This window comes from Pseudomonas sp. ADAK7, from assembly GCF_012935675.1.
GTDB lineage: Bacteria > Pseudomonadota > Gammaproteobacteria > Pseudomonadales > Pseudomonadaceae > Aquipseudomonas.
Genome location: NZ_CP052861.1, coordinates 7,084,413 through 7,105,297, shown reverse-complemented (window position 1 = coordinate 7,105,297; position 20,885 = coordinate 7,084,413). Strand labels below are relative to the sequence as shown.

Below are 20,885 nucleotides of genomic sequence, written 5' to 3'. Positions count from 1 at the left end.
AAGTGACCGAGGGCATTCTCGATGCGTTGTAGCGGGACAGGGTTGTTGTCGTCTTTAGCCCTAGCTGGACGCCCAACTCACGCCGCCCAATCAAATCAAGATGTGTCTTAATGAGCTTCAAAGAGCTGCGCTGCCACTATCGAGCAAGCGCATTGCTCTTGCTTCTAAAAACTGAAAGATTTATAAAACAATGAACGCATCATTTTCAAAGTAAAACTTAAACGCTTCAAAATACTCGTCAATTGTTGGGCTAGGCAACTGCTGATCAAGATTTGAAATCACATCTTCAATTGATGCTTTATCAAGTGATGCCTTCCATCCCTCGCTAGCTACCTGTGGAGGAAGGTAATCCGTTGAATCGGGCGGAAAATCCCAACTATCTAAAGAAAATGCTCCTTTCGTATCCAACGTCCATGTCGTAGCTGGCAAATAAAACCATGTCTCCGGCATCTGCCCGATATTCTCTAAAACTTCTCTAATACTATAGGTTTTCATACTCACCTCAACACGCAGAGTTTTGCAATTTTTTGAAGCCACCCTGCTGATTAGGATGGAGGCTTTGCTGTACCGGTCCGGCCGCCTGATGCTGAGCCCTAGGTATCAACTCGATATCCTTAGGAGTCTGAGCATTATGGTGCCAAGAATGATTTGGCGGACTGGTTTGCTTAAATCCTCCTCTAGGCCCAGGCTGAATATGCGTCACCACTTCAGGTGGAAGAGAGGATTTCAGCTCTGGATATTTTAACGTCCGATTGTATAACTCTTCGTTTGCATACCGGAAGTGTACCGGCCGGTCAGACGCATGAATTTCTGATGGCATTTCCACACTGGTCCACACACTATACTGACTGCTCGATAGCGGCCTGCCGCTTCCATCTATTCCAGTCCATCCGAGAGGATCGATCCAACCAGTAGGACTCGTAACGTATCGATAAAGGTTGAATCCACCATCCAGCCCAATCGGATCCTGCGTAACAAACCGCCCCACCTCCGGATCGTAATACCGAAACGTGTTGTAGTGTAGTCCCGTCTCATCATCGAAATACTGCCCCTGAAACCTCAGGTTTTGCTCAACCTTGTTCACCGTCAGCGTTTCGATGGAGCCCCACGCCTTATACGTTGCCTGCCAAACAATCTGCCCTTCCCGGTCAGTCATCTCAAGCGGCGTACCAATCTGGTCGGTATGGAAGTAATAAAGCGTCTGCTCCCCACCCTCTTCCTGATCCACCCGCGCCAACGGCGCATAACTACCCGGCTCGTAAATGTACAGGCTGCTCTGCCCCGGCGTTTCCTCGCGCAACAGGCGCAAGCCTTGCCACAGAAAATTCTTCTGTTCGGTGACGCCGTTGACCGCTGACACCTTGGCCACCCGTCGTCCCAGGCTGTCGTAACGATAGGCCCCGGTACTTTCCAGCTTGCCGCCCACCAACGTCTCGGCCTTAACCAGCCGATTCTCACCGTCGTAACTGAACGTCTGCAGCCCGTTCATGCCGCTACGCTTTTCAATCAGGTTGCCCCACGCATCGTAGGTGTACTCCTGATCCCGCCACTGCTTGAGCCGGTTGTCTTTGACGTGATCGAACTGACTGGTGTTGAAGTTCAGCCGGTTCGCCGCCGCGTCGTAGCGGAACTCTTCACTGTCCACCAGCCTGCCCGTGTCACGGCTGTGCAGTTGGCCGTTGGCTTCGTACTCGTACTTGATCTCGCCGCGCAATTTGTCGAGGGTGCGGGTGAGTTCGCCGGCGGGGTCGTATTGATGACGGCGGTGGATCGGGTTGTAGGCGTGCTCCACCAGCAGGTCGGGCTGGATGCCGGGGTTGTGCAGTTGCGAGAGTTTTTCCGCCGGCAGGCGCGAGGCGAACTGCCAGGCCTTGCGGCCCATGGCGTCGTAGCCGAAGCAACTGGTGAGCTGGCCCTGGGTGCGCAGGACTTCGCGGTGCAGGTCGTCGCGTTCCATGTCGCTGATCAGTTGGCCGTCGAGGTTGAGTTGGTGCAGGTGGCCGCTGCCGTAATACAGGTGGTTCAGGTGCTGGCCGGTGGGCAGGGTCAGTGTGGTCAGGTTGCTCAGCGGATCGTAGTCGTAGGACAGAGCGCCTTGCGGCGTGGTCTCTTTGATCAGGCGTCCCAGCAGGTCGTAGGAGAAATCGAGTGTCTCTTCACTGACGCCGAGTTTTTTGCCGTGGGCGGTGGGCAGGCGCTCGATGGTGAGCAAGCGGTCTGCGTCGTCGTAGGTGTAAGCATGACGGGCATCGGCGTTGAGCTTGGCCAACAGTCGGCCGATGGGGTCGCGCTCAAATTCCGAGGTGCGCTGTGGGCGCTCGGCGCGCTCGCCGTAGCCGATTTCGTCAACCCGCGTCAGGTGCCCGCCCAGGTTGTAGCTGAACCGGCGGGTCAAGTTGTCGATGCGTTTTTCTTCGATCAGGCGATCGGACGCGTCGTAGGCAAACTGGTAAGCCGCGTTGTTCTCGTTGACCAGCGCGGTCAGGCGGATGGCCTGGTCGTATTCGTAGCGGATGCGCTGGCCTTTGGCGTCCTGGCGGCTGCTCGGCAGGCCGCGAGCGGTGCGCAGCAGGCGCGTGGTCTGGCCTTTGCCGTCGGTGTGCGTCAGCACCTGGCCGAGGGCGTTGTAGGTAAACGACTCGGCGCTGCCGTCCGGGTGCTGGATGCGCAGCACTTCGCCGTCGGGTTTGCGTTCCAGGGTGGTAGTCTGGTTCAGGGCATCGGTGACGGCGATCAGGTGATGGCGTTCGTCGAAACGGTAGTGGGTGTTTTTACCCGAGCAATCCTGGAAACGTTCGACCTGGGCCAGGGTGTTCCACCACAGGTATTTTGACTTGTGCGTGGCGTCGATGATGGTGTGCGGCAGACCGTCGTCGCTGTTGAGGTATTCGGTTTTGTTGCCCAGCGCGTCGACTTCAGCGATGAGGTTGCCCTTGGCGTCGTAGCGGGCTTTCCAGGTGCTGCCGTCGAGGAAGGTGGTCTCGGTGACCAGCGTGGTGCTGAGGTGGTACTTGTATTTGATCTTGCGGCCCAGCGGGTCGGTTTCTTCGATCAAACGGGAAAAGTCATCGTACTTGAACGCCAGCTGATTGCCGTCGGGCAGCGTCAGGCCGGTCATGTTGCCAGCCTCATCAAGGTCGATGCCGTAGCGTTCACCGCCGACATCACGACTGGCGATGACGCGACGATCTTCGTTGTAGTGAATTTCCAGCTCACGTCCCAGCGCGTCAGTGGCCCAGGAAGTGCGCTGCTTGAAGTCGTAGCGCAAGTGATAGTGTTCGCCGTCGCTGGTCCAGTGCTCCACCACACGGGGTTGGTCATCAATGGTTTGCCAGCGGTAATGGCAGCTCAGACCCAGGGCATTGCTGTGGCTGGCCATGACGCCGTCGGCGTAGCTGAAGCGGCGGACCGAATCGTTATTGCGATTGATCACCTCGATGAGCTGGCCATTGTCGTCGTAGCGATATTGCACCAGGGTTTCGACGGCCAGGTTATCGACGATGCGTTTGACATCGGTCAGGCGACCCAACGGGTTGTCGTAGTGCAGGTGAACACGTACGCCGCCGGTGGCGCTGATGTCGGTCAGCGTGCCGTCGACCGTGCGGGTGAAATGCAGGAAATGGCCGAGGGCGTTTTCGATGCGTTGCAGCGGTACGGGGACGTTGTCGTCCGGTACTTCGCCGAAGTAGAAGAAGATGTTGTCGAGGGTTTGCAGCAGGTAGTGACCGCCCTCGGTGCGAACCAGATGCAGTTGTTCATAGGGGTTGTAGATGCGATCGCCTGGCTCGACATCAACAAAGGGCACACTGCGCCCCTGGTTATCGGTGAGGTAGACGAAGCTGCCACTTCTGCGCAGGCTTTGTTCCCAAGGCAAGACCCAACCCCTACCGAGCACGCTGTCGACGGTCAGGTCGCTGGCATAGAAACGTGACCATTCAATGGGCATGAGCCCCGGGAGCGCAAAGTCGGTTTCTCCCGATTCGAGCAACAGTTTGCGCCCGGTTGTAAGATCCACTGGGTTTCCGCTTAAACCGCCGATTGCGCGCTCGACCGCTGGCCCGATTACAAATCGACCGGCCAGATAGCTGCCTGCAACGGTTGCCCCAAACTTCAATGCGCAAGGACCGGCTGCTTTTAGTCCCTGTGCCAGCCCAAGCTTCAAAATCGGACCTATCGCACGGCCCATCGACGCGACGATCATCAGCACATCGACAGTGACGCGAAGCCAGCCCGGTATCTCTTCGTCTACGTCGAGATAGCGCTCTGTCCCGCCACCAATGAACACGTTATTCGAGCCACTCGATATCTTCGACCCACAAGTCAGTTTGTCGCCCTTGCGCGAAGCCGCCACGTTGTTGATGAATACGTTGGAAGAACCTTCGGCAACTATCACCGGCGCCGGGTGTTTATCACACGTGCCTTGACTCAAAGTCGCATGGGCCGCATTACGGCTGTTGATGAACACGTCCGTAGAGCAACCTTCCAGCTTTATCCCTCCGGCAGGCGAACTTCGTGCAGACCCCATGCTCTCGCCAATCATCGGGAGGAAGCTGGCACCCAGACCTATGGCAACACCCAACAGAATGCCGCCGAGCCCCGCGGTACAAATCATGAAAGCGGCAGCGGTCGCAATCGCAAGCCCAATCACTGCGCCCGCGAGAAATCCGCCAAGAGCACTGGTGTGTTCAATTTCGTCGCCCCAACGCGCTGCTTCGAACATGGGTTACTCCTGTTCGATGTCAGTGGGCGCGGTGTCCTGGCGTGGTTGGAAGCTTGTCAGCAGTTGCAGCCAGTTCTCATTTTGAGTGGCGCTGAAATCAGCCTGGCTCGTCGTTGAAAACACGAGAATGCGACCCTGCTCTATCTCGAAAGCCGCCTGACGTTGATACACCGGACTACCGTCGTTCATGTAATAAGCATCCACCTGGATGCCAGAGCGCGGATGCTCGCTGGATAACGTGGCAGCCTTCTTGCTGAGCAAGGTGTAACCGCGCAGTTTGGCGGCAATGAGTTTCACCTGACGCTCGATGTACGTTTTCAGATCCTCGGCCGGCAGCATGTTGTCGCGCGAGATCGTGATGTTCAGCGGAGCCGGAATGCTGTTGCCAAGCACAAACATATTGACCGTGCGGTCCTGAAAACCTTCCGGCAGTACAATAGATCCTTCCTGAAGCTGATAGTCCATCGGAGGTGTGTTCCGTAAATACGTAAAAGGGAAATGTTCAGTTGCCAGCAATAGCGTCGAGCATGGCGTCGAAATCGATCAGCCAATCGGCAAGCTCTGCGTGAGCGGGATTGATCATCGTCGAGATGCTGAACCACTGGCGTTCGTTTCCATCGACCGAATTGATAACCGCACTGGTCGCTCTGCCGTGACGACGTTCTTGCCCGGCAGTAAATACATAATCCAATGCAATCGCCGGGCTACCCGCTAACAGGCGATTGCTCTGGCGCACGATAGTGACGTCGGAATGGTTTTTGCGCAGGTTCTCCACATACAACTCAACCGAGCGTTGCAGCGTCAGCCCCTCAGGCGCAGGACGGCGCTTCACGCTGAACGTGACGGGATGGCCATGCTTTTCCAGCGTGGTGTTAATGTCGCGGAAGTTGAGCCCCTGCGGCATTACCAGATTCAGTCCTGCAACTGTCAATTCATTCCGGGCAAGCTGAAGTGAGACAACCTCTACCGGCTCTGGCTCGATGACAGCGGGCGGAGCGTCGACTGCTTCCTGCAGCTGCAGGCGCGCGAGCGCCTCGGCCGCGAGTCGCTTTTCGGAAATACGGTCGTAAATACTCGTCCTGACCATGGTCTGGTTTCTCACTTGTTGATATCGACACGATCACCGTGGACATAGGTCTTCTTGCCAAGAATATCGATGGCATCACCCTTTATTTCGATTCCGTCGGGTGTCAGTTTGATACTGCTACTGCCCACCTGAAGAATGATGTGCCGCTTGGCATTGACCTGAATGAACTGGTTGTCGACCTGAATCGTCAACGAGCCTTCCTGGACATTCATCACCGTGTCTTTCTTGATCGTTTCGGTGTGCGTGCCGCCGACCGTGATCGTGCGATTGCTGCCGACGCTGTGGATCTCGTCGACCTCGATCTCGGTGTCCATGTTGCGCTCGGCATGCACGATGACCTGCTCGGCCCCCGCCTTGTCTTCAAAGCGGAAAAAGTTCGCCGTACCGCCATCGCCCTTCATCGACCGCGTCAAAAATCCGCTCTGCGTCTTGTTCGCCGGCAGCGACCACGGCGGCGTGTTCTGACTGTTATAGAGGCTGCCCATGATCAACGGACGATCAGGGTTGCCGTCCAGAAAGACCACGACGACTTCATCGCCGACCCGCGGAATCAGAATGCTGCCGAAGCCGCCGCTAGCTCCGGATTGGGCCACGCGGACCCAGCACGAACTCTTGTCGTTGAATTCGCCGTAGCGGTCCCAGTGAAATTGGACTTTTACGCGACCGAGTTCGTCGGTGTAGATCTCTTCTCCGGGCGGCCCCACAACTATGGCGGTTTGCGGGCCACTGATCAAAGCTCGCGGAGTGCTCATAGGCGGCTTGAATGGGATCTTGCGGCGGATACAAATAAACTGGTTTTGGTAAAAGGCTTCTCCACCACCAGAATAGTTATTACGGCCAAAGTGCTTGACGCTCAACAGTAAAAACCGCCGATCATCCACGGGTCCAGTGTCATGATCGTAATGCTGGGTCAATTCAAAGTAGTATCCGGGCTGCATCGCACGACAGTTACTTTTACCCTGAAAGGTTTTGCCTTGGACTTCCATTGCCTCCAGACGATTGCGCGCAATTTGCTCACCGTGCTGTGGATCCGAATAACCGTACAACCCTTCGTACTCGAAAATCTCGTACTGCCCTACATCGCCTTGCTTGGCAATGGTTTCGAGTTGCACCTGATTAGAGAATCTGGGCTGTTTGTAATCAAAGGATTTCAATGAGAGTCGTGTGGAGTGGAACGTACGCTGAGACGACCATTCAGTAATAGAATCGAATTCTTCAGTGACAGAAGCCGTGTGGAAGCGTATCGACGGCTGATCCGGTAAAGGGCCAAAGTTGAGACTATCGTCAAAGATGACCAATCGATGGCCATCTTTACTGTGCTCAAAATTGAAAAACAAACCTTCCTCTTGCAAAAGTCTAAGTACAAAATTCAGGTCTGACTCCTGATACTGAGTACAGTAGCTAACCGGCTTCAATGCGCGACTCAGCCTGAACTCATAACTCGCCAGACTGAGGTAATAGGTGAAAACTTCCTTGATGATTTCCTCGACAGTTTTGTCTTGAAAAACACGTGAGTCACGACGCCTGCTCAATATCCACAGCCAAGGAACAACTTTGGCCACGTAGTTGGCAACCCCGCCATTAGCGCCGACATGATTGAAATGCGAACAATGTCCGCTAATTATTCTGGTTCCACCATCGGCCAAGGTGATTTCCATGGAAACTTTCTTGCCGATCAACTTCTTAAGCTCTATTGTTGCGTCGCTAGACAAGAGCTGTAATTCGTATTCAAACAGAATCGAAAGCCCCTCTTCACCGCCAAAGCTTTCCAGGATCAGTTCCTGCTCGGGTGGCAACGGGGAGTCGAATGTGATGAGCCGATTGTTCTGGGCTGTAATCTGTCCGATAAGGTCCGATATCATTCGTTGCATCCTGCAAAATTTAGCCTGAAGCCCGCGATGGAAACCTCTTGAAAGTTCTTTGTCAAGGTTACGATTTTCGGAAACTGATGGCACTTAGCCTGTTTGATTTTATTTTGCACTCAGTGCACCCTGCTGCACGGGCCTTGCCACGCAAGGCGAGCAGACACGCATACAGGGAGTTCGCCATGAGCTTGAGTGATACTCAACTCGACCAGCTAGACCGTGCTATGGACAGCAATCAACGCGAAATGGTCGTCTTGAGCATGGATGACGCAAACGCGCTGATTGCTGAGCGAAATACCTCCTCTGGTATCGGAACGCAGCCGTCGCAAGTTTGCGCCAGAACGCAACCGGGCATGCTGGATGGTCTTCGGGGTAATACTCAATCTATTTACAACTCCACCGTACATTCCTTCGTCAACACCAATTGGGGAGTGCCTTCGGCCTTAGGCGCCTATGATGCGTATAACATCAGCCGCTTACTCAATGATATTGGCGGATTCGGAACCAAAATTCGAATTTCGATTAAAAACGGAAAGCAATATGTCATTCTGACCGGCCATCCGGGGCTGCGACAGCGTTTGAAGGGAACTCGCTACGGGATTCGAAATGCTCAGCTAGTTGACGTTGGGATAGGAAAATACGGAATTCGCGGTTCCTCGATAACAGGCTTTAAACTCTCTTGCTATGTAGCGGTTGGCATTGAAGTTCTGGAGTGGATATTTAATGACGAAGCGGTGCTTGCAGACCTATTCGCAGGTGTCGGCGTTGAATTAATCAAAGCTGGTATCGCGTCTGCAATTGGATATGCAATTGCGTTAGCAATAGGCACAATTGTTACCACTGCAGCAATTCCGGTAATATTTGGAGCTGTCATTGTGTTCGCAGTCGGCTTTGCACTGAACATAATCGACAACAAATACAATATTAAAAATAGCGTAAAGGCCGGAATGCGATACGCAGTAGAAAACATAAAATATTTAAGCGAGCAAGCAACTAGAATCAGTGCCAAAGATTTGCAGGCCTACTCAGAGAAAGTCGCCGTTAGCATAATACAGAATCTGATTGATGAGGCCTACGACGAAACCAAATCTTGGATCATCAAAAAAATTCAACCCGGCGACATCCCATTCCGTAGCTGGCCAAGTGCGCCAGAATTGCCAAATTTTACAAACTTTAAATTTCCCAAGTTTTAGGCATCCCATGAACAATAAAGCAGGCGAGTACGGACACACCATTTCATTATTGAAATTCAGGCTGATCGCGCTTGTGGTGATTTTATCCGCTATAGCCTTAGGAATTTTTACGGTCTATTCGATTTTGGAGTACATACTGCCCTTGTATGGGCGCATTTATCGAAACGCACCAATTGTAGAAACCCCCTATTTAGCGTTCTGCCTTCTTATGGCACCGCCTATAACTGTGTTAACTTTCATAGCTGCCTGCGCTGCTGCTTGGTCTGGAAAAAAATTTGATCCCCCCCCAAAAACTTTTTTAAATCGCTTCCAAGAATTAATGATCCGCCTATCCATTAAAATTTTGATTTACGTTGTCCCCGCTGTTGCAATCTTAACGACGTTAATCCTGCTCTACAGAGACTACACCCCTTGCCCTAAGCTCTTGATATCTGGATCGGCTTGGCAGCTATTTTGGGTGAACGATAAAAACGCGTGCTTCAAACCTACTCGCTATATCAACGACAATTGGCCTTGCAAAATGATCGGCAACCAGGAAGTGTGCATACAGGTTGACGGAAGGTGAGAGTACAAACCATCCAAATTAGAGATACTAATTTTTGGTACTTATGAGCAACAACACACGCAAATCATACTCAATATCTCCTTTTGCTTTCAAGCTCAGCGCAGTGGTCTTTATATTTTTTATGATCCTGACGGGAGCCTTTTCAATGTATTGGCTATGGGAACATGTATTCCCACTATACGGGCGCATCTATCGAAACGCACCCGTTGTAGAGACTCCATATTTAGCGTTCTGCCTTATTATGGCACCACCCGCCATTTTGATCGGTGTCATAGGAGCCTCTATTGCTGCATGGACCGGAAAAAATTTGACCCGCCAAACAAGTCCTTTTTACATCGTTTCCAAACGTTGATGATCTACCTCTCCATCAAAACAATAATTTATATTGTGCCCACCATCATGATTCTGACTACGCTTACATTGCTGCTCAGAGACTACACCCCATGCCCGAAGCTGCTTATATCCGGATCGGCTTGGCAGCTATTTTGGGTGAACGACGAGAATGCGTGCTTCAAACCCACTCGCTATATCAACGACAATTGGCCTTGTAAAATGATCGGCAACCAGGAGGTTTGCATACAGGTGGACGGAAGGTGAGAGGCATAAGCCATATTGACCAAACTGACTGTATTTTTGCACTGTTAAAGGCGCACCTTCAAAAAAAACTCCCTCTTTACCGGCTATCCCATGTCAAAACTACTGCGTCATTTGAAAGCTCTTTTCAAGCGAAAGACTGGTCTTCCACCCGCCTCCACCGAGCAGGTTGTTGATGCAGCGCCCTTGACAGCAGTGGACAAGGCACCTTCCCGCGCGGAGAGGAACTTGTCCTGGCTACCGATCAATCGTGAAGCAGAGGTATTTGTCCCGCTGATGCCCCCCGCCTGTCCGGACCTGACACTTGTTGATGCCCTCCTATTGCAGCGCTATCGGGTATTCGTCATAGCGAATGAATCGGCCGGTTCGACATCAGAGACGACGATAAACCGCAATACAGCCAGCCAACTGGCTGATGACTTGCGCAAGCAAGGGGAAAATCTCGGTTATTGTCGAGGCACTGAATCCTTGTTTGAAATCTATTGACTCATGCAATGTGTAACCATTGTTTCGCTACTGACTCATGGGCCACATTCAGAACAATTCCTTAGCGATAGAAAACACGTTGATTACTATCGGGACGATGACTTGACCAGCGAGCAGGTTCAAATGTTTGATGATTACGTGGCGTCGCGTAGCTATCAAACCGCTGGAGCCGGAAGGGACAACCTCCTGAAAACACCAATAACGGCCCTGGATTACATCGACAATGCGATAGCAATAACCGCCCTGAGATACAACGGGCGCCCGGAACTCCAGATCTACTCAAGCTCGTTGATTCAATTGCAATTCATCAAAAACGTGTTGCTTGGCATTGAAAAAGATAAAGCGAGGCTACACCAGTTGACTATCGGTGCCTGGGCCGGCAAAGAGTTTGAAGCCAATGACCCTGAACTTGCCAGCGCCCTGGGAAATGCCTTCTACATTGGCCATCAGATTGCACAGGGCTTAAAGATTCAGCTGCCTAATGGGCTGCCGCCATAAAGCCTTCCTCGGACATGGCCTTAGCTACTCGATCAACTTGCACAATGGCACCGTCAGCGTTGCTGCTTTTGAAAAATAGAACGCCGCTCGCTCAATGACAGAGGACCGTCAATATGAAAAACATCAGTAAAATCTCCTCGATCATCGTCCAAACGACCGACTTACTGCGCAAGTTCGGTTGCCCTGAATGGGCGGTCAAACTCGACGCATGCAGAATTGCCCTGCCCCACGACACTACGTACGCGTTGTCTCAAATCGTATCGCTGTACGGCGGATCAGGCTCGATCAACGACATCGTTCTGTATGAGCAGGCAAAACCCTTGTTGAACGAGAACAACGAACTGCACGCGCTGCTAGCAGAACTCTATGACGCTTTGGTGGGTAGCCATTAATCGACTATTCAAACCGCTGCTGCAAAAAATACCGCGCCGTCCCCGGGTTCAGTACGTGACAATCGAGCTCCATACGCCCCCCCCCGCAATGCCGTCCTACAAACAGAACGGTGAGATAAACCTTTCCTTATTCCAAATACTCTGCGTTGCCATCACTTCCACGCGAAATAAATCTCACTTCCCCCCATTCCCATTTTTACCGGCGCTAAATAAACCGGCATTTGGTGAACCGGTTCACCCTTTTTCAAATTAATTTTACTTGGAAATTGGATCCACAATCCTTCTCAAACCATTGAACTTGCTAGGTTTCAGAGCCTTCTGCCAGACAGATCCGTCAACTAATGGCAAGCGGACATCATTGCGGCATGTATCAAAAACGAGAAAAAATCCTTTTCTGTGTGAACTTTTCCATTCGAGATGTTGCCATATACGACGTTGCTGGCCACTCGACATCCATATGCCAGCACCGTGTTCCTACAAATTCCTGCCAATGTGTATTTCCGATGTAGAAACATCGGCCATCGCACTTTGTGAACAGGTGCTCAATTGAGAAATTCGTAGCTCTTCACGTTTTCCCTGAATAATCGGGAAGCGGTCGTAAAGAGTTCAAGGAAGATACACCGATGACTCAGACGTTTGACGTTGAAGCACTGATCAAATTGCGAAGCCAGACCCGGGTCATTTCCGATGCGCTCAAGGCGCAGGCTTCGGATTATCTGTCGACCCTCGCATTGCTGATCCGTCCGCAGACGTTTTTCGGTGAATACCTGCAAGGTGCGCAGCGCAGCAGCGGCCGCGAGACCCAGCACCACTTCAAGGAGTTCAAGGAACTCTACGACCGCATCGGGTCGGCAACGCCCTTTCAGTTGGTCAATGAACTGGAAGTGCCTCTCAACCTGATCGGCACGACGCCGGAACTGTTTCCGCTGGAGTACGACAAGGTGCTCTCGCAAAGCGGCCAGACCATCCGCATCACCAGCCCTGTGCGCTGGGTCGTGGGCTTCAACTCGTTCGACCTGGCGCGCTTTCGCACCGTCATCAAAGACCCCAATCGCAGCAGCGCCGAGTTGTACCGCTTCGTCGTGCACTACCTGGTGTTGTTCTACTGCCTGAGACAGTCACCTGGCCTGGGCCGTTTGTTTGGCGGCCTGCGCTTTCCCCTCAGTTTCGAACGCCTCAAAGACTTTGGTGACCTGCCCTTCTGCGTCATCGGCTCACCGGTGCGCTCCCAATTGCCGGACGAATCGGTTATCCGCAGCAGCACGCAGATCGCCGGCAATACCAGCTTCGAAGAGTTGGTGGGGCACGAAAACATTATTGAAATGAACGATGAAATCCGTCAGCGCCTTCTGCTGACGATCGAAGGAATGTAACGCGCCCGGCCACCCGCTGGCCGGAACGCAAACGACTTGCAGCGAATTGGTTCGCACAGGAGATCACGATGGCGAAGAAGGAAAGTACCCAGCACAAACTCGACCGCGTTCGCGCGCCTCGGGTCCATATCACCTATGACGTGGATATCGGTGACGCTCAGGAAAAGAAAGAGCTGCCCTTTGTCGTCGGTGTGCTGGGCGATTTCTCCGGCAACCCGCTGGAGCCGCTGCCGAAGCTCAAAGAGCGCAAGTTCATTTTCATCGACCGCGACAACTTCAACGGCGTGCTCAAGGGCATCAAGCCGCGCCTGAGTTATCGGGTCGACAACACGCTGGTCAGGAACGGCACGCAGTTGGGCGTCGAGCTCAACTTCAACGCCCTCGAAGACTTCGAGCCGCAGAACGTGGTGAAGCAGGTCGAGCCGCTGCGCAAGCTGCTGGAAGTGCGCAACAAGCTGGCTGATCTGCGCAACAAGATGGGCGGTAACGACAAGCTCGAAGAGCTGCTCATGGACGTGTTGCAGAACACTGAAAAGTTGAAAACGCTGGGCAAGGAATTCGGCCGTGAAGCCGCTGTTCCAGCCACCGATGGCAAAGAGTAGGAGCCTGAAGATGAACGATAAGCAAACCGTGACTCAACAGGACGGCGATCTGGTTGAAGTGGAAAACTTCGCCCCGCAATCCTCGCTGCTCGACAGCATCATTTCGCAAAGCCGTGTGGCGCGCTCCGAGACTGAGCGCACCCGCACACGTGATTTGATCGGCGAACTGGTCAGCCAGGTGCTCGAAGGCGAAATGACGCCGAGCAAGGACCTGATTGCCGTGCTCGATGCGCGCATCGCCGAAATCGACGCGATGCTCTCCGAGCAGATGAACGAAATCATGCATGCTCGCGAATTCCAGCAACTGGAAGCGTCGTGGCGTGGCCTGAAGTATCAGGTGGACCAGACCGAAACCAGCACCACGCTGAAGATTCACCTGCTCAATGCGTCGAAGAAAGACCTGGTGCGCGACCTCAAGTCCGCCTCCGAATTCGACCAGAGCGCGCTGTTCAAAAAGATCTACGAAGAAGAATACGGCACCTTCGGTGGTGCACCGTTCGGCATGTTGCTGGGTGATTACGAGTTCAATCGCAGCCCCGAAGACATGTACCTGCTCGAAGAGATTTCCCATGTCGCCGCCGCGGCCCATGCACCGTTTATCTCGGCGGCTTCGCCAGAGCTGTTCGGCTGGGATTCGTTTACCGACATGTCCGGCCCACGGGACCTGGCGAAGATTTTCGATACCGTCGAATACGCCAAGTGGAAGTCGTTCCGCGCCTCCGAAGACTCGCGTTATGTCGGTCTGACGTTGCCCCACGTGCTGGGTCGCCTGCCTTATGGCCCGGATACCACGCCAGTTGAAGAATTCAACTTCGTGGAAAGCGTCGATGGCCGCGACCACAACAAGTACCTGTGGATGAACGCCGCCTACGCGCTGGGCACTCGGGTCACCGACGCGTTCTCGCGATACGGCTGGTGCGTGGCGATTCGCGGTGTCGAGGGTGGAGGTCTGGTGGAAGGCCTGCCGACGCACACGTTCAAAACCGATGACGGCGAAATTGCCCTCAAGTGCCCGACCGAAATCGCCATCACCGACCGTCGTGAAAAAGAACTGTCGGACCTTGGCTTCATTCCGCTGGTGCACTGCAAAGGCACCGACTATGCCGCGTTCTTCGGCACTCAGTCGGCGCAGAAACAGAAGCACTACAACACCGACATCGCCAACGCCAACGCCCGGCTTTCCGCGCAGCTGCAATACATCTTCGCCACGTCGCGCATCGCGCATTACATGAAGGCGATCATGCGCGACAAGATCGGCAGCTTCGCGTCCCGCAAGGACGTCGAGATGTTCCTCAACAAGTGGCTGTCGAGCTATGTGCTGCTGGATGACACCGCCAGCCAGGAAGCCAAGGCCAAATTCCCGTTGCGCGAAGCGCGGGCTGAAGTGTTCGAGGTTCCCGGCAAACCAGGTGTGTACAAGGCCGTGACGTACCTGCGTCCACATTACCAACTGGACGAGCTGACCGCTTCGTTGCGCCTGGTCGCCGAATTGCCGCAATCGACTCGCGGCTGATCCACACCATTGCCAGGGAGGCTATATGAGTAGTCAACACAAGCTGTTGCCATCGTTGCTGGATCGATTGCTGGACGATCATCCGCATCAATCCATGGAAGCTTCATCGCAACGCTTGTGTTCGCTGGCCGATTACAAGGCCAGCATCGTTCGCGACCTGGAGGTGCTGGTCAACACGCGCCAGTCCCTGGTCGCCAACGAGCTGGAGGGTTTCGTCAATCTGGGCGGAACCATCCTCGACTACGGCATGCCGGATTTCACCAGTCGCAGCGTGCTTGATCCACAAGACCGCCTGTTGATTCAACGACAACTGGAGAAAGCGATCACCGTCGGCGATCGACGGTTTCGCAGCGTAAAAGTCCAACTGCTCGCCCAACAAACCGGCCAACGCATGCTGACCTTCCGCGTGGACGCAGTACTGCGCCTGCAGGACATCACCCGTCAGGTTTCCTTCGACGCGGTGCTGCAGGTCAACACCCAGGAATACAAAGTGCAGAACCTCAACTGATGCTCGACGATCTGCTGCCCTATTACGAAAAGGAACTGTCGCACCTGCGCTTTTTAGGGCAGGAGTTCGCGAGCCAGTACCCGAAGATTGCTTCGCGGTTGCTCATCGAGGGCGATAACTGCGAAGACCCGCATACCGAGCGCTTGATCGAAGCGTTCTCGTTCCTGTCGGCCCGCGTGCACAAAAAACTCGACGATGAGCTGCCGGAAATCGTCGAGTCGTTTCTCGAAGTGTTGTACCCGCATTACCTGCGCCCTACCCCGTCGATGTCGATCGTCGAGTTCAACATGGGCAAGCAGGAAAAGGTCACCGAAGCCTTCCGCGTCGCCCGCCACACCGAACTCAGCGCCAACCCGATTGATGGCGTGGTGTGCAAATTCCGCACTTGCTACCCGGTTGAACTGTGGCCGGTGGCAGTGCATCAAGCGTCGTTCATTGAAATGGAACGCTCAGCGTTCAACGGTCATCGCGCTGACTTGGTCGCGCGCCTGCGCATCGGCCTGACGGCAACCTCTGATGTGTTGTTCGGCAAGATGGAACTGGACAGTCTGCGTTTTTTCCTCGACGGCGAAAGCACCCTGATGCTGCAGCTCTATGAGCTGCTGTTCAACAACCTGGCCAAGGCTACGTTGTCGTTCGAGGATGAGGGGCGAACCCGCGAGATCTCGCTGCCAGCGAACGCGCTGAAAGCCGTCGGTTATGGTCGCGATGAAGGCCTGGTGGATTATTCGGAGCGCTCGTTCCTGGGTTATCGCTTGCTGCACGAGTACTTCACCTTTCCGGACAAGTTCATGTTCTTCGATCTGTCGGGTTTTGCGCGGCTGTTAGCGGGCCAGAACCTCGAGAAAATCGAGATCAACTTCTACTTTTCGGACTACGACCTGAGCGATCGCCTGGCACGCCTGACGCAGAACATCGGGCGCAATAACTTCAAGCTCAACTGCACGCCGATCATCAATCTGTTCCGCCAACAGGCAGAGCCGATCAAGTTGACCCACGCCCAGCACGAGTATGCCGTGACGCCGGATGTGCGCCTGCAAGGCTCGGCGGAAGTCGTGTCGATCGATCGTGTGCGCCGGGTGCGCAAAGTCGGCGGTGTCGATCAGGTCAGCACCTGTCATCCATTCTTCGAACCGCGTGGCGATCAAGGTCCCGGCCAGAGCTTCTGGATCGCACGACGTCGGCCGGTGCAGGCGCGCCAGCGTGATGGCTCGGACGTGTTTATCCGGGTGGTGGATCGCGAACTGGAGTTGATCACCTCCAGCAACGACACCTTGAGCCTGCGCCTGACCTGCAGCAATCGTGACCTGCCGTTGATGCTGCCGTTCGGCGGTGAGCGCGGAGACTTCAACATCCCCGGCAACTCGGTGATCCAGGACATCCGCTGCTTGCGCAAACCCACCGCAACCGCGCGCGTGCCGCTGGGTAACGGGGTGATCTGGCGGCTGATTTCGCACCTCTCGCTCAACCACATGTCGCTGGTGTCCCAGGGGCGCGAAGTGCTGCTGGAGCTGCTGTCGCTCTACAACTACCGCAACGTGTCAGCGCTGCGCAAACAGATCAACGGCATTGTCTCGGTCAGCAGCGAGCCGGTGGTGGCACGCATCGGCCATCCGCGTCCGAATTTTGTCCGAGGCGTCGGCATCACCCTCAATTTCGATGAAAGCCAATACACCGGCAGCGGTGTGTTTTTGTTCGGCATGGTGCTCGACCACTTCTTTGGCCAGTACTGCACCATGAACAGTTTTACCCAATTAACCCTTCGCACCTTGCAGCGCGAAAAGAGAGTCGTCCAATGGCCACCGCGAACCGGCGATCAACCCCTGGTCTGATCGATCAGGCACGGGCTGAGCCGCACCGATTCGAGTTTTTCCAATTGGTGCGTTTGCTCCGTCTGCATTACAGCAGAACCGGGCGCATGGACCTGGACACTCGACCGCACGAAGACCCGTTGCGTTTTCGCTCGCAGCTGTCGCTGAACTTCCCTGCGAGTGAAGTCAGCGACTTGCAGTTTGAGCGTGAAGGCAAGGTGTCCGCGGCAGGTTTGCCCCTGTCTGAAGTGCAAGTCACGTTCATGGGGCTGGTCGGGCCGTCCGGCGTGTTGCCGCGCCCCTACACCGAATTGTTGATCGAGCGGCATATCCAGCACCGCGATGATGCGGCCCATGCGTTCCTCGATATGTTCTCGCATCGCATGACCACGCTGTTCTACGAGGCCTGGCAGAAATACAAGTTCTACATCGAATACGAACGCAACGGCACCTCGGATTTCGATCGCTACCTGCTCAATCTGGTGGGTTTCGGGCCTGAGGCGCAGAAACAGAAATTCGACAAGCAAGGCTCACCGCTGCGGCGCGAATTGTTCAGCTATTTCTCCGGCCTGTTCGCCCAGAAGCCGCGCAACTCGCTGAACCTTGAAGTGATGCTGTCCTTCTATTTTTCGCTGCCATTCAAGGTCAAGCCATTTGCCGGACGCTGGCTGAAACTCGACGCCAGCCAATGCACGCAATTGGGCCGCAAAAACGCCGCGCTCGGGCAAAGCGCAGTCGCCGGTAACCGGGTCTGGGATTACCAATCGTGCGTGCGCATCGAGTTGGGTCCGTTGGACCTGGTCGACTATCAGCGCTTCCAGCCAGGCACCGTCGACTACCAGAAACTGGTGGAGCTGGTGCGGTTCTACGTCGGCGCCGAACTGGACTTCCAGTTGTCGCCCCGGCTCAAACCCGAAGCAGTCCCCGTGGCCCGCCTCGGTCGCCAGGGCAACGTTGCACTGGGCTGGCAAGGCTGGCTCAAACGTCCTGGTGTCGACGTGGAACCTTCCCGTTGTGCCCTCTTCCACATTCCTTTTGATGGGGTCTCCCTGTGAACCTGAAGTCCCTGTTTGCCAAACTGAACGACACCAGCCGCACCGCCACCGAAAGTGCCGCGGCCTTGTGCCTGTCGGAACAGCATTACGACGTCGAGATCGAGCACCTGTTATTGCAGTTGCTCGACAGCAACGACAACGACCTGCCGGCCATTCTGCGTCACTACGATGTGGTGCCGGATCGCCTGCAGGCTCAGTTGGTGAGCGCGCTGGGGACCTTCAAAAAAGGCAACACTCGCACGCCTGCACTGTCGCCGCACATCACGCGAATGATCGAGCAAGCCTGGGTGCTGGCCTCTATCGAGTTCGGGCAAGGGCAGATTCGCACCGGTTATCTGTTGCAAGCATTGCTGGATGACAACGAGCTGCGCCGGGTAGTGATCGCGTCCGCCCCCGAGCTGGAAAAAATCAATGCCGACGACCTGCGGGTCAACCTCGGCGCGCTGGTCGAAGGCAGCGCCGAATCGCAGCAAGCCAAGCCGTTGGCGGGGGCGGACGTCGCTGCGCGCAGTACGGTTAAAGGCAACGGCAAGACCCCGGCTCTCGATCAATACACCATCAACCTGACGCAAAGTGCGCGCGAAGGCCGGATTGATCCCGTGCTGGGACGTGAGTTCGAGGTTCGGCAGATGGTCGACATCCTCACCCGTCGGCGCCAGAACAACCCGATCCTGACCGGTGAAGCCGGCGTCGGTAAAACCGCCGTGGTTGAAGGCCTGGCGCTGCGCATCATCCAGGGAGATGTGCCGTCGGTGCTTAAAGACGTGGCCATCCACACCCTGGACCTGGGCTTGCTCCAGGCCGGTGCCGGGGTGAAAGGCGAGTTCGAAAGCCGCCTCAAGTCGGTCATCGAAGAAACCAAGCGCAGCCTGCACCCGATCATCCTGTTCATCGACGAAGCCCACACCCTGATCGGCTCCGGTGGCCAGGCCGGGCAAAACGACGCAGCCAACCTGCTCAAGCCAGCCTTGGCCCGAGGCGAATTGCGCACCATCGCGGCGACCACGTGGGCCGAGTACAAGAAGTACTTCGAGAAAGATGCCGCCCTGGCACGTCGCTTCCAGGTGGTGAAGGTCGAAGAGCCGGACGAAGACAAAGCGATCCACATGCTTCGCGGCCTGCTGGCCAAAATGCAGGATCACCACAAGGTTACGGTAATGGACGAAGCGCTGGTGCAAGCCGTGCGTTTGTCCAATCGCTACATCACCGGGCGCCAGTTGCCGGACAAGGCCGTCAGCGTATTGGACACTGCCTGCGCGCGGGTCGCCCTCGGCCAATCGTCGCAGCCGGGGCCGCTGGAAGACTGCAAAAGAACCATCGACAACCTTCAGGCGGAAATCTCGGTGCTGCAGCAAGAAGCCGCCAAAGGCAGCGACCATGCCCGGCGTCTGGCAATTCTCGACACCGATTTACTGGCGCAACAGCAAACCCGCGATGCATTGGAGCAACAGTGGCAACGCGAACTGGAACTGGTCGAAAAACTCGGCGCGCTCAGCCATCCGGACAACCAGACACCCGATGCCCGCGAGATTGCAGCGGTACGCGCCGAACTGACCAGCGTCCAGGGTGAACAACCGCTGGTGCATGCGTTGGTCGACGGCGGGACCATTGGCGAAGTGATCTCCGGTTGGACCGGCATCCCGTTGGGCAAAATGCTCCGTGATGAAATCGACACCGTCCAGCGCCTGCCCGCGCTGCTGGGCGAACGGGTACTGGGACAAGATCACGCCCTGCAGGAAATCGGCAAGCGCATCAAGGTATCCCGCGCACGCATGGAAGACCCTAACAAGCCGATCGGGGTGTTCCTGTTGCTCGGCCCGAGCGGTGTCGGCAAGACCGAAACCGCGCTGGCCCTGGCCGACACCCTGTACGGCGGCGAACGTAACCTGATCACCATCAACATGTCCGAGTACCAGGAAGCCCACACAGTATCGAGCCTTAAGGGTTCGCCACCGGGTTACGTCGGTTATGGCGAAGGCGGCGTGCTGACCGAAGCCGTGCGGCGCAAGCCTTACAGCGTGGTGCTGCTGGATGAAGTGGAAAAAGCCCACCCGGACGTGCTCGAACTGTTTTTCCAGGTGTTCGATAAAGGTGTGCTGGATGACGGTGAAGGCCGGGAGATCAACTTCCGCAACACCGTGATCATCCTCACCTCCAACACCGGCACCGATCGCATCATGCAGTGGTGCCTGAATGCCGAGCAGCAACCGACGCCGGAAGACATCGTCGAAGGCCTGCGCGAGGAGTTGAACCAGGTGTTCAAACCGGCGTTCCTCGGCCGCCTGACCATCGTCCCGTACTACCCGGTCAAGGACGCCATTCTGGAGCGCATCGTCGCGCTCAAACTCGAACGTATCCGCAAGCGTTTCGAGCGCAACCATCAAGCCGTCCTGAGCTACGACGAAGCACTGGTCAAAGCCATTGCCTCGCGCTGCACCGAAGTCGACAGCGGCGCCCGCAACATCGACAACATCCTGTCGAAAACCCTGATGCCGGAACTGGCGCAACGGGTCCTGGAGCGGATGGCGCAGGACAAGCCGATCCAGAGTTTGAACATCGCGTTGGGCAGCGACGGCGATTTCGCCTACAGCCTGTGCTGAATGAGTATTTAAAGGTAGCCATC

17 protein-coding genes and 1 pseudogene are annotated in these 20,885 nt (G+C 55.3%); 13 read left to right on the top strand and 5 right to left on the bottom strand.

Features of this window, described 5'->3' with window-relative positions; genetic code table 11:
- Positions 1 to 180 precede the first annotated feature (180 nt).
- From HKK53_RS32415 to HKK53_RS32395, 5 genes are read right to left on the bottom strand one after another with little or no spacing between them, the layout of a single operon-like run.
- A complete protein-coding gene (locus HKK53_RS32415; RefSeq protein ID WP_169374135.1) occupies positions 181 to 495 on the bottom strand; it encodes a DUF7716 domain-containing protein in 315 nt (104 codons plus the stop codon).
- Positions 496 to 502: 7 nt separating this feature from the next.
- Positions 503 to 4,720: an RHS repeat-associated core domain-containing protein gene (locus tag HKK53_RS32410; RefSeq protein ID WP_169374134.1), complete on the bottom strand. Its 4,218-nt coding sequence runs from the start codon at positions 4,718 to 4,720 to the stop codon at positions 503 to 505.
- Between the two features lie 3 nt (positions 4,721 to 4,723).
- Positions 4,724 to 5,185: a DcrB-related protein gene (locus HKK53_RS32405; protein ID WP_169374133.1), complete on the bottom strand. Its 462-nt coding sequence runs from the start codon at positions 5,183 to 5,185 to the stop codon at positions 4,724 to 4,726.
- A 37-nt stretch (positions 5,186 to 5,222) separates the two neighbouring features.
- Positions 5,223 to 5,807, bottom strand: a complete 585-nt coding sequence (locus tag HKK53_RS32400) for a hypothetical protein (protein ID WP_169374132.1) — start codon at positions 5,805 to 5,807, stop codon at positions 5,223 to 5,225.
- An 11-nt stretch (positions 5,808 to 5,818) separates the two neighbouring features.
- Positions 5,819 to 7,669, bottom strand: a complete 1,851-nt coding sequence (locus tag HKK53_RS32395) for a type VI secretion system Vgr family protein (protein ID WP_169374131.1) — start codon at positions 7,667 to 7,669, stop codon at positions 5,819 to 5,821.
- Positions 7,670 to 7,854: 185 nt separating this feature from the next.
- Between HKK53_RS32395 and HKK53_RS32390 the strand changes: the two genes are divergently transcribed.
- The 13 genes and pseudogenes from HKK53_RS32390 (at position 7,855) to tssH (ending at position 20,862) form a co-directional block, all read left to right on the top strand.
- Positions 7,855 to 8,865: a hypothetical protein gene (locus HKK53_RS32390; RefSeq protein ID WP_169374130.1), complete on the top strand. Its 1,011-nt coding sequence runs from the start codon at positions 7,855 to 7,857 to the stop codon at positions 8,863 to 8,865.
- Between the two features lie 7 nt (positions 8,866 to 8,872).
- Positions 8,873 to 9,430, top strand: coding sequence for a hypothetical protein (locus tag HKK53_RS32385; protein WP_169374129.1), 558 nt, complete (start codon positions 8,873 to 8,875; stop codon positions 9,428 to 9,430).
- A gap of 43 nt (positions 9,431 to 9,473) precedes the next feature.
- Positions 9,474 to 10,027 (top strand): annotated as a pseudogene (locus tag HKK53_RS32755) (hypothetical protein).
- A gap of 90 nt (positions 10,028 to 10,117) precedes the next feature.
- The gene (locus HKK53_RS32380; RefSeq protein ID WP_169374128.1) at positions 10,118 to 10,510 is read left to right on the top strand and encodes a hypothetical protein; all 393 of its coding nucleotides are present in this window, start codon (positions 10,118 to 10,120) and stop codon (positions 10,508 to 10,510) included.
- Between the two features lie 102 nt (positions 10,511 to 10,612).
- Positions 10,613 to 11,008, top strand: coding sequence for an immunity protein Tsi6 family protein (locus HKK53_RS32375; RefSeq protein WP_237150635.1), 396 nt, complete (start codon positions 10,613 to 10,615; stop codon positions 11,006 to 11,008).
- A 113-nt stretch (positions 11,009 to 11,121) separates the two neighbouring features.
- Positions 11,122 to 11,400: a DUF6966 domain-containing protein gene (locus HKK53_RS32370; protein ID WP_169374127.1), complete on the top strand. Its 279-nt coding sequence runs from the start codon at positions 11,122 to 11,124 to the stop codon at positions 11,398 to 11,400.
- A 623-nt stretch (positions 11,401 to 12,023) separates the two neighbouring features.
- Positions 12,024 to 12,773 (top strand): hypothetical protein, encoded by a 750-nt coding sequence (locus HKK53_RS32365; RefSeq protein ID WP_169374126.1) that lies wholly within the window; start codon positions 12,024 to 12,026, stop codon positions 12,771 to 12,773.
- Between the two features lie 68 nt (positions 12,774 to 12,841).
- Entirely contained in the window at positions 12,842 to 13,375 is a 534-nt protein-coding gene (tssB, locus tag HKK53_RS32360; RefSeq protein ID WP_149658792.1) for a type VI secretion system contractile sheath small subunit, read from the top strand.
- 10 nt (positions 13,376 to 13,385) lie between these two features.
- Positions 13,386 to 14,888 carry a type VI secretion system contractile sheath large subunit gene (gene tssC / locus HKK53_RS32355; protein WP_059404744.1) on the top strand — a complete coding sequence of 501 codons (1,503 nt, stop codon included), beginning with the start codon at positions 13,386 to 13,388 and terminating at the stop codon, positions 14,886 to 14,888.
- A gap of 25 nt (positions 14,889 to 14,913) precedes the next feature.
- Positions 14,914 to 15,396, top strand: a complete 483-nt coding sequence (gene tssE, locus HKK53_RS32350) for a type VI secretion system baseplate subunit TssE (RefSeq protein ID WP_149658793.1) — start codon at positions 14,914 to 14,916, stop codon at positions 15,394 to 15,396.
- Positions 15,396 to 17,228 carry a type VI secretion system baseplate subunit TssF gene (tssF, locus tag HKK53_RS32345; RefSeq protein WP_169374125.1) on the top strand — a complete coding sequence of 611 codons (1,833 nt, stop codon included), beginning with the start codon at positions 15,396 to 15,398 and terminating at the stop codon, positions 17,226 to 17,228. The genes tssE and tssF overlap by 1 nt, the downstream gene beginning before the upstream one ends.
- Positions 17,192 to 18,262, top strand: coding sequence for a type VI secretion system baseplate subunit TssG (gene tssG, locus HKK53_RS32340; RefSeq protein ID WP_149658795.1), 1,071 nt, complete (start codon positions 17,192 to 17,194; stop codon positions 18,260 to 18,262). Before tssF ends, tssG begins: the two co-directional genes overlap by 37 nt.
- Positions 18,259 to 20,862: a type VI secretion system ATPase TssH gene (tssH, locus tag HKK53_RS32335; protein WP_169374124.1), complete on the top strand. Its 2,604-nt coding sequence runs from the start codon at positions 18,259 to 18,261 to the stop codon at positions 20,860 to 20,862. Before tssG ends, tssH begins: the two co-directional genes overlap by 4 nt.
- Positions 20,863 to 20,885 lie beyond the last annotated feature (23 nt).